Below are 9,652 nucleotides of genomic sequence, written 5' to 3'. Positions count from 1 at the left end.
CGCCCCGCCCGGCGGCCCGGGGGGCGCCCTCCCCCCCGGGGCCCTTCTATTTTGTATTTCGCGCGGGACTTCCGGCGCTGGCCCGCGCCTGCTAACGCGCGCAACATCATGGCAACCGAACTTTCCAAGATCCGCAACTTTTCGATCATCGCGCATATCGACCACGGCAAGTCGACCCTGGCCGATCGTCTGATCCAGCGCACCGGCGGGCTCTCCGAGCGCGAGATGTCCGCGCAGGTCCTCGACAACATGGACATCGAGAAGGAGCGGGGCATCACGATCAAGGCGCAGACCGTGCGCCTGGAGTGGAAGGGCCATGTCCTCAACCTGATGGACACGCCGGGTCACGTCGACTTCGCCTATGAAGTGAGCCGCAGCCTGGCCGCCTGCGAAGGCGCGCTGCTGGTGGTGGACGCGGCGCAGGGCGTGGAAGCGCAGACGCTCGCGAACGTCTACCAGTCGATCGAGCATGATCACGAGATCATCCCGGTCATCAACAAGATCGATCTCCCCTCGGCCGAGCCCGAGAAGGTGAAGAACGAGATCGAGGAGATCATCGGCCTCGACGCGTCGAACGCGGTGCTCGCCAGCGCCAAGGCCGGCATCGGCATCGACGAGATCCTCGACGCCGTTGTCGAGCGCATCCCGGCGCCGAAGGGCGATCCGAATGCGCCGCTCAAGGCGATGCTGGTCGATAGCTGGTACGATCCGTATCTCGGCGTCGTCATCCTCGTCCGCGTGATCGACGGCACGCTGAAGAAGGGCCAGCAGGTCAAGTTCATGCAGACCGGCACGATGCACCTTATCGACCGCGTCGGCTGCTTCCGCCCGAAGATCGAGAACCTGCCGGATCTCGGCCCGGGCGAGATCGGCTTCATCACCGCGCAGATCAAGGAAGTCGCCCAGGCGCGCGTCGGCGACACGCTGACCGACGCCAAGAAGCCCGCCGCCGAAGCGCTGCCGGGCTTCAAGGAAGTCCAGCCGGTGGTGTTCTGCGGCCTGTTCCCGGTCGATGCCAACGACTTCGAGAAACTGCGTGAGAGCATCTCCAAGCTGCGCCTGAACGACGCTTCGTTCAGCTTCGAGATGGAGACCTCGGCGGCGCTCGGTTTCGGTTTCCGCTGCGGCTTCCTCGGCCTGCTCCACCTGGAGATCATCCAGGAGCGCCTGAGCCGCGAGTACGACCTCGACCTGATCACCACCGCCCCGTCGGTGGTCTACAAGCTCAAGCTGACCAAGGCGGCGGGTGAGGCGGAAGCGCGCGAGATCGAGCTGCACAACCCGGCCGACATGCCCGATCCCAACCGGATCGCTGAGATCGAGGAGCCGTGGATCAACGCGGTGATCTACGTGCCCGACGAGTATCTCGGCCCGATCCTCAAGCTCTGCCAGGATCGCCGCGGCATCCAGAAGAACCTCACCTATGTCGGCGGCCGCGCCCAGGTGACCTATGAACTGCCGCTCAACGAAGTGGTGTTCGATTTCTACGACCGCCTCAAGTCGATCAGCCGCGGCTATGCGAGCTTCGACTATGAGCAGATCGGCCACCGCGCCGGCGACCTCGTCAAGATGAGCATCCTCGTCAACAACGAGCCGGTCGATGCGCTGAGCATGATCGTCCACCGCTCGACCGCCGAGACGCGCGGCCGCGGCATGTGCGAGCGGCTCAAGGACCTGATCCCGCGCCATCTGTTCAAGATCCCGATCCAGGCGGCGATCGGCGGCAAGGTGGTCGCCCGCGAGACGATCGCGGCGCTGCGCAAGGACGTTACCGCCAAATGCTATGGTGGCGACATCACGCGTAAGCGCAAGCTTCTGGAAAAGCAGAAGGAAGGCAAGAAGCGGATGCGCGAGTACGGCTCGGTGCAGATCCCGCAGGAAGCCTTTATCGCCGCGCTGCGGATGGGCGAGGAATAACCCTCGCCCATTTACAGCGTGCGCAACAGCTTGCCGACCTTGTCGTCGGGCTCTGCCAGCACGGTCTGCATGAAGGCGATGCGCCCGTTGCATTGCTGCGCGTTGCTGCCCTGGTACCGCATCGCCTGGCCAAGCTGCTCGCGCGTCATCCCCGCGCGGGTGGATGCCTTCTCCATGATGAAGCCCGGGACGTTGAACGTCTTGGTCTGGCCGGCTGAGGGCTCCGGCGACGGCGTCGATTTGCCGTCGGGCCCGGCACGGGTGGCGAGGAGTATCCGCGCCATGATCGCACGGTTGCGTTCCGCCAGGTTCTTGGGAAGCTTGCTGCCGTCATAGTCCTTGCCGGCGAAATAATTGGCGCAGACGTCGGGGCTGACGGCGCGCAGCGCCAGGGCGCGGTCGAGCGCGAGGCGGTGATAGTCGCGCAGCAGCGGCAGGGGCGCGCCGGGAATGCCCGCCTGGACGCGCGCGTTCAGCAACGGGATCATGCCGTTGGTGAAGTTGACCCAGCTGTCCTTCCGCAGGAAGGAATCCTTCCAGTACGTCATCAGCGCGACATAGAGTTCGGGGTTCTTGTCCTCGATCGTCGCAATGTCGAGATTGCGTTCGTACAGCGCCTCGAGTGCGCGATCGATATCGACCCGCTCGTTGCCCAGCGTCTCGGGAATCACCGGCGCCTCGACGCCGGGGATCGGGGCGAAGCGGTTCTGTTCCTTGCACTGGCTGTTGGCGAAGTGGAGCAGCGAGATCAGGATCCAGACGACGATCATGCCGGTCCAGTTCCAGCCGCCGCTGCGGGATGTCGGCTCCCACATTTCGACGCGATAGGAGTCGAAATTGGCCTCCAGCTCTGGATAATGGGTGCGGACCGTGGCGAGCAACTCGCGGACCTTCCTGCCGCGCACCCAGCCGCGACGGGACTTCTCGTGTGCTGGCCTGGTCAGTTCGCGCCATGCCGCGTGGAGTGGATGCGATGGCGCGCGGACCGCATCGAAGAAGTCGAGCGACTGGCGGCGGCGCACGACATAGGCGATCGCGGGCGACTGGCTGATCTCGCCGGCGGCACTCATCCAGCCGAAATGGTCGGCCACCGATGCAACGAGCGGATCCGAGAAGGGGACGGTGCGGGCGATCAGGTCGGCGAACCAGTTCTCCGCGTCGGCATAGAAGGACATTTCCTGCATGCGCGGGTCGCGGGTGATGCGCTGCCAGTGGGCGAGCATCGCCTCGGTCTCTTCCGGGCTCGGCCATTGCTCCGCATGCTCGCCGAGCAACAGCCCGGCCAGAGCGCGGGCATGATCGTCATAGTCCTCCGGTGTAGGTGGCGCCCAGGGATTGGGCGCCGGTGGAGCGAAGGCGATCTCGGCGGCGAGTGGATCGCGTTCCCACGCGTCGAAGTTGATCTCGATGCCGGGCTCATCGTCCCATTCGTCGGGATCCTCTTCCGGCTCGGATAGCGCTTGGTCGGGACGACTGGCTTCGGCCTGGGCGGTTTCGGCCTCGGCCTCTTCGTCCTCCTCCTGCTCATATCGTAGCCACTGCGCTTCGCTCTGCGCCTGCTCGAACGCTTCGCGCAGCGCGATGAAGGCCTGAGGGTCACGATCGACATCGATCGCCTTGAGCTTCGCCGCATAGGCGCGGCGGATCGCGCGAGTGTCGTCCGTCGGCTCGATGCCGAGCGTGCGCCATGCCGGCCCGCCGCGGTTCACAGGAAGCGCTCGCCCTCGATCTCGTCCAGCGCCTCTACCAGCCGGGCGCGCGCTTCCTTGATGGTGCGCGGATCCTGGGTGGCCAGCGCATTCTCGAACACGCCGATCCAATGGCCAACGGCGTCGCGGCGGTCGCCGATAAAGCCCTCGTAGCAGCGGGCGGCGCGGGCAAGCACGGCCATGTTCTCGCTCTCGTCGCGCGGGTGCTGCTTGAGCGCTGCGAGCGCATCGCGGCGGGTGGCAAGCTGGGAGTCGGTCAGTGGATCGGCGTCGTCCATGATGACCAGGTTGCGGCTGGTGCTGGTGCCGGGGACGTTGACGTCCACTTCCAGCAGACCGCTGGTATCATAGCTGAAGCGGCACTCGACGACGACCTCGCCCGCGGGCTTGGGTGGGATAGGCACGCGGACTTCGCCGAGCTTGACGTTGCCGGAGACCTCGCGGGCCTCTCCCTGATAGATGCCGAAGCGCAGCTCGCGCTGATTGTCCGAGACGGTGTTGTAGTAGTTCACCCGGCTCGCCGGGATCGCGGTGTTGCGATCGATGATCGGCGAGAACAGCCCGGTGCGCCAGCCGCCGCGCCCGTCCGGCTCGGCATGGTCGACGCCCAGGGTGAAGGGGCAGACGTCGGTGAGGCGCACTTCCTCCAGCGCTTCCGAGCGGGCGAGCAGCCCGGCCTGGACCGCGGCGCCGAGGGCCACGGCGTGATCCGGATGCACCGTCGCATTGGGGAAGCGGCCGAACATGCGGGTGATCGCGCGGCGGACCACCGGCATGCGGGTGGAGCCACCGACCAGCACGATCTCGCTCAGCGCCTCGACCCGGATGCTGGAATCGCGCAGCGAGCGCAGCACCGGATCGCGTAGTCGCTTGAGCAGCGGCTCGGCGGCGGTTTCGAAATCGGCGGAGGTGACGTTGGTCGCGAACTGCTCGCCCTGCCAGACGATGGCGAACTCGGCCTCGTCGCCTTCGCTGAGCTTGCGGCGGGTGCGCTCGGCGGCGGCGCGGAGCAGTTCCTGCAACATCACCGGATCGGCGCCGGCGAGCTTGCCCGCCGGATCGAGCTTCGGGCGGACATGCTGGACGAGCAGCTCGTTGAAATCCTCGCCGCCCAGCCGGTTGTCGCCCGAAGATGCGCGGACCTCGACCACGCCCTCGAACACTTCGACGATCGATACGTCGAACGTGCCGCCGCCGAGGTCGAAGACCAGGAACGGCTCCTGCTCGCGCGTCTGGATCCCGAAGGCGAGCGCGGCCGCAGTCGGCTCGTTGACCAGCCGCTCGACCTTGAGTCCCGCCAGCTCGCCGGCGCGGCGGGTGGCCTTGCGCTGGCGATCGTTGAAATAGGCGGGGACGGTGACGACCGCGCCGGTCACCTTCTCGCCGGTAAAGGCTTCCGCATCGGCCTTGAGCTGGCGCAGGACGAGGGCCGACAGCTCCTCCGAATCGAACTTGCGCTTGCCCAGAGTCACCGTTTGCTGAGTGCCCATATAGCGCTTGAAGGCGGTGACGGTGTCGCGAGGATGGGTGGACTGGCGCTCGCGCGCGGCCATGCCGACCATCACCGCGCCGCTCTCGTCAACCGATACGGCGGAAGGAGTCAGCAGGTCACCGATCGCATTGGGAATGAGCACGGATTCCCCGTCGCGCCAGATCGCGACGGCACTGTTGGTGGTGCCAAGATCGATGCCGATGATCACGTGATTCGTTCCCCCTGACGTCGCAGCCTATCGAGGGGGCCGGGCGGGCGCCAGTCGCAACACCCTGGTCACGAAGTGTAACCCAAGCGTCTCAATCGCTTCATAAAGGCCCGAGCGGACTTGAAGGGGGATACCATGTTGCTTGCCACGCTGATGCTGCTTCAGACTGCGCCTGCCGTGCAGGACGTGCCGACCGCGCAGGTTCATGCGGTTGGCGAGACGGTGGCGGTGGCAAGCCTTGAGGATGCCGCGGACGATCCTGCGATCTGGCGCAATGCCCGCGATCCGCGGCAAAGCCTGATCGTCGCGACCGACAAGAAGGCGGGGCTCAACGTCTATGACCTGTCCGGCAAGCTCCGTTCGACCCTGCCGGCTGGCCGGGTCAACAATGTCGACCTGCGCAGCTGGCGCGGGCAGGTGATCGTCGCGGCCAGCGACCGCAACGACAAGGCGAACGCGAAGCTGGCGCTCTATACGCTCGATACCAAGGCGGCGAAGCTCACCGAGATCGGCCGTTTCGATGCCGGTGCCGGCGAAGCCTATGGCCTGTGCATGTACGCGCCGCGCGGCGGCAAGCTGTACGCCTTTGTCGTCCACAAGGCCGGCACGATCGTGCAGATGGAGATCCTGCCCGAGGGCGGGGCGATCAAGGCGGACCGGGTGCGCACGATGAAGCTTGCAACCCAGTCCGAAGGCTGTGTCGCGGACGATCGTACCGGCCTGCTCTACGTCGGCGAGGAGGATGTCGGCGTCTGGCGCTTCGGCGCGAACTCCCGTGATGCCCTTGGCGGCGAGAAGGTGATCGCAGCCGACGGCAAGACGCTGGTTGCCGATGTCGAGGGCGTGGCGATTGCCGTCCAGGGCACGCGGGGCGGCTATCTGGTCGTCTCGAGCCAGGGTGACAGCGCGTATGGCCTGTGGCGGCTGCCTGACCTGGCCTATGCCGGGCGTTTCCGGATCACCGCCGGCAAATTCGGTGCGACCAGCGAGACTGATGGCATCGAAGTCTCCACCGCCGGCTTCGGTTCGGGTCTCCAGGGCGGGCTGATGCTTGCGCAGGACGGCGACAACGCCCCCGCCGCGCAGAATTTCAAGCTGGTACGCTGGGCCGATGTCCGCAAGGCGCTGCGTCTCAAGTGAGGGCCTTGCCTCCCCGCCCGGCGACTGTCAGGCAGGGGGGCATGACGACCAACCCAGGGATCGACCGGCGGGCGCTGCTCGCCGGTATCGGAGCGGTGGCGCTGGCCAGGCCGCGTACCGCACGGGCTGCGCAGGCGCCGTTGGTGCTGGCCGCCGCCAGCCTGCAGGAATCGATGACCGCCGCGGCCGATGCCTGGGCGCGCAAGGGCCATGTCCGGCCGGTCTGCTCCTTCGCGGCAAGCTCGGCGCTGGCCCGGCAGATCGCGGCCGGCGCCGCCGCCGATCTGTTCGCATCGGCCGACGAACCCTGGATGGACGATATCGAGAAGCGCGGGCTGATCGTGCCGGGCACCCGCACGCCGTTCCTCGGCAACCGGCTGGTGATCGTCGCCCCGGCCGGCGCGCCGCTGGCCCGGCCCCAGGACGAGCTGCGCGCGCTGGGCAAGACTCGCGTGGCGATTGCCGATCCCGATGCCGTGCCGGCAGGGCGCTATGCCAAGGCGGCGCTCGAGAGTGGCGGGCGCTGGGCGGCGGTCGAGACCAATATCGTGCGTGCCGAGAGCGTGCGCGCCGCACTCGCGCTGGTCGAGAGGGGTGTCGTGCCGCGCGGGATCGTCTACGCGACCGACGCCCAGGCATCTGGCAAGGTCCGGATCGCCGCGATCTTCACCGAGCGTAGCCATCCGCCGATCCGCTACCCGCTGGCGCGGCTCAAGGCCTCGACCAGCCCGGACGCCGAGCCGTTCCGCCGCTTCCTGCTGAGCGGCGAGGGCAAGGCGATCTTCCGTCGCTTCGGGTTCCGGCCGCTTTAGAGGAAGGTCGCTCGGTTGACCCGGGGCCCTGGCTTCGCCTTTAGTGGCCCATTCGCGGCATGGAGCCGATCGCGGGGGCATTTGATGAGCAGAAACGGTTCGATCGGGTTCGCCGCGGGCGTGTTTGGCGGCATCATCCTGGGCGCGCTCATCGACAATATGGCGATCGGGCTGCTGATAGGGTTCGCCGTCGGCTTCGGCATCCTGAAGTTCCCGGTGAAGCGCGGGGATGCCTGATTCCCCGGCTCCAGGCGAGTTTGCCCGATGACTCCCGAGCTCTGGGGCATTGTCTGGCTATCGCTGAAGGTGGGCGGGGTGGCGGTGCTCGCATGCCTGCCGGTGGCGTTCGCGCTGGCCTGGCTGCTGGCGCGTGGGCGGTTTCCGGGCAAGCTGCTGCTCGACGGGCTGGTGCACCTGCCTCTGGTGGTGCCGCCTGTCGTCACAGGCTGGCTGCTGCTGCTCGCCTTCGCCCCCGCCGGGCCGATCGGGAGCTGGCTGGAGAGCTGGTTTGGTGTCTCGGTGCTGTTCCGATGGACCGGGGCGGCAATTGCGAGCGCGGTGATGGCGCTGCCGCTGATGGTGCGGGCGATGCGGCTGTCGATCGAGGCGGTCGACCGGCGGTTGGAGCAGGCCGCGGCGACGCTGGGTGCCGGGCGCTGGCGGGTGTTCACCAGCGTGACCCTGCCGCTCAGCCTGCCGGGCGTGCTGGCCGGCACGGTATTGGGCTTTGCGCGGGCGCTGGGCGAGTTCGGCGCGACGATCACCTTCGTGTCGAACGTGCCGGGGGAGACACAGACCCTTCCGCTCGCCATCTATGCCGCGCTCCAGGTGCCGGGCGGAGAGGCGATGGTGCTTCGGCTGGCGGGCATCTCGGTACTGCTCTCGCTGGCGGCCTTGCTTGCCTCGGAGCTGATCGCGCGGCGCGCGGGCAGGGGGCTACATGTCCTTTGACATCGCGCTGACCAAGCGGATCGGCGAGGCCGAGATCGCCTGTCGGATCGAGGCGGGCGACGGGCTCACCGTGCTGTTCGGCCCCTCCGGCGCGGGCAAGACCAGCGTGCTCAACATGGTTGCCGGGCTGATCGAGCCTGATGCCGGGCATGTGCGGGTGGCGGGCGAAACGCTGTTCGATGCGACGGCTGCAATCGACGTACCGGTGGCCGAGCGCCGCGCCGGCTATGTCTTCCAGGAACCGCGGCTGTTCCCGCACCTGCGGGTACGGGCGAACCTGCTCTATGGCCGGCGCGACGAGGCCGGGCTGTACGTGGACGAGACGATTGCGTTGCTCGGCATCGCCCACCTGCTCGACCGCTGGCCGCGTACGCTTTCGGGCGGCGAGGCGCGGCGTGTGGCGATCGGGCGGGCGCTGCTCTCCGATCCGCGCTTCCTGCTGCTCGACGAGCCCCTGTCCTCGCTCGATAGGGCGCGGCGCGAGGAGATCATGACGCTGATCGAGCGCCTGCGCGACGAAGTGCGGCTGCCGATCCTGATGGTGACGCACGACCGGGACGAGGCGGTGCGGCTGGGGACGCGGATCGTGGAGCTCTGAGAAGCCGGGCGCCGGCAGCAGGGTTCAGTTGCTCGAGGCGGTTCGGTTGATCTCGTCTATCCACCCGATCAGTTCGGACAGCTTCGAAAGCTGCCTGAAGCGGCCTTGCTCGCTCGGTCTATCCGCAACTTCATGGGCCCATGCACCCTCCTGGGGAATATAGGCGGCCCAGGCGCCAGCGTTCAGCGGTGCCAGAACATCGGATCGCATAGAGTCGCCCGCCATGATGCATTCGCCGGGCGCGACATCATATTTCGCGAAGAGCCTCTGGAAGGTCTGCTCGGTTTTGTCGCTGACGATCTCAACCCCGGTGAAAAGGTCGCCGAGGCCGGACGCGGCCAGTTTCGTTTCCTGGTGCAGCAGGTCACCCTTGGTCACCAGGATCAGATCCCCGCGCTCCTTCAGCGCGCGCAATGTATGGTCGATGCCGTCGAACAACTCGACGGGATGGGTCAGCAGCATCCGCCCGGCGTCAAGGATATGGGCTACGAGGTCCTGGGAGAAAGCATCGCCCGCAACTTCCATCGCCGTCTCGATCATCGCCAGCGTGAAGCCTTTCGCGCCATAGCCATAGGCGTGGCGATTCCGGTTCTCCGCTTCATCCAGGGCGGCCTGCGTCACGGACGTTTCGGCGAATGGCAGGAGCAATGCCTGAAACGCCTGCAGCGCGGCGTTGAAGTGACGCATATTGTGCCACAGCGTATCATCGGCATCGACGCAGATGATTCTGATCATGGGCGCAGCTCCATCGTTGCTGGCTGGCCCCTATCGCGCTTCGGCCAGCGAGTTCAACGGGCTGGGCAAGACTGCCCGGGCTGGAGCTAT

The 9,652-nt window shown here is 66.9% G+C and carries 9 protein-coding genes; 6 read left to right on the top strand and 3 right to left on the bottom strand.

What is annotated here, in order from left to right; all coding sequences use genetic code 11:
* Window positions 1–108 precede the first annotated feature (108 nt).
* Window positions 109–1,917: a translation elongation factor 4 gene (gene lepA, locus AAHM44_RS18305; RefSeq protein WP_269576072.1), complete on the top strand. Its 1,809-nt coding sequence runs from the start codon at window positions 109–111 to the stop codon at window positions 1,915–1,917.
* Window positions 1,918–1,928: 11 nt separating this feature from the next.
* On the opposite strand, the gene AAHM44_RS18300 is transcribed toward lepA, so the two are convergent.
* Together AAHM44_RS18300 and AAHM44_RS18295 are read right to left on the bottom strand one after the other, a co-directional pair.
* On the bottom strand, window positions 1,929–3,626 hold the full coding sequence (locus tag AAHM44_RS18300) for a hypothetical protein (RefSeq protein ID WP_342250868.1): 1,698 nt from the start codon (window positions 3,624–3,626) through the stop codon (window positions 1,929–1,931).
* On the bottom strand, window positions 3,623–5,326 hold the full coding sequence (locus AAHM44_RS18295; RefSeq protein ID WP_342250867.1) for an Hsp70 family protein: 1,704 nt from the start codon (window positions 5,324–5,326) through the stop codon (window positions 3,623–3,625). The genes AAHM44_RS18300 and AAHM44_RS18295 overlap by 4 nt, the downstream gene beginning before the upstream one ends.
* 135 nt (window positions 5,327–5,461) lie before the next feature.
* On the opposite strand from AAHM44_RS18295, the gene AAHM44_RS18290 reads away from it, so the two are divergent.
* From AAHM44_RS18290 to AAHM44_RS18270, 5 genes are all read left to right on the top strand, one after another.
* Window positions 5,462–6,466, top strand: a complete 1,005-nt coding sequence (locus AAHM44_RS18290) for a phytase (RefSeq protein ID WP_342250866.1) — start codon at window positions 5,462–5,464, stop codon at window positions 6,464–6,466.
* Between the two features lie 41 nt (window positions 6,467–6,507).
* The gene (gene modA / locus AAHM44_RS18285; protein ID WP_342250865.1) at window positions 6,508–7,278 is read left to right on the top strand and encodes a molybdate ABC transporter substrate-binding protein; all 771 of its coding nucleotides are present in this window, start codon (window positions 6,508–6,510) and stop codon (window positions 7,276–7,278) included.
* A gap of 84 nt (window positions 7,279–7,362) precedes the next feature.
* A complete protein-coding gene (locus AAHM44_RS18280; RefSeq protein ID WP_184168556.1) occupies window positions 7,363–7,515 on the top strand; it encodes a hypothetical protein in 153 nt (50 codons plus the stop codon).
* A 27-nt stretch (window positions 7,516–7,542) separates the two neighbouring features.
* The gene (gene modB / locus AAHM44_RS18275; RefSeq protein WP_184168555.1) at window positions 7,543–8,229 is read left to right on the top strand and encodes a molybdate ABC transporter permease subunit; all 687 of its coding nucleotides are present in this window, start codon (window positions 7,543–7,545) and stop codon (window positions 8,227–8,229) included.
* Window positions 8,219–8,827 carry an ATP-binding cassette domain-containing protein gene (locus AAHM44_RS18270; RefSeq protein WP_342250864.1) on the top strand — a complete coding sequence of 203 codons (609 nt, stop codon included), beginning with the start codon at window positions 8,219–8,221 and terminating at the stop codon, window positions 8,825–8,827. Before modB ends, AAHM44_RS18270 begins: the two co-directional genes overlap by 11 nt.
* Before the next feature lie 24 nt (window positions 8,828–8,851).
* Here the strand turns inward: AAHM44_RS18270 and AAHM44_RS18265 are convergent, their stop codons facing one another.
* Window positions 8,852–9,562 (bottom strand): HAD family hydrolase, encoded by a 711-nt coding sequence (locus AAHM44_RS18265; protein ID WP_342250863.1) that lies wholly within the window; start codon window positions 9,560–9,562, stop codon window positions 8,852–8,854.
* Window positions 9,563–9,652 lie beyond the last annotated feature (90 nt).

Origin of the sequence: Sphingomonas sp. OTU376, from assembly GCF_038440415.1 — a bacterium.
In the GTDB taxonomy this organism is placed as follows: domain Bacteria; phylum Pseudomonadota; class Alphaproteobacteria; order Sphingomonadales; family Sphingomonadaceae; genus Sphingomonas; species Sphingomonas kyeonggiensis_A.
The sequence above is the reverse complement of the archived record's forward strand: the minus strand, read 5'-3'. Positions and strand labels throughout refer to the sequence as shown.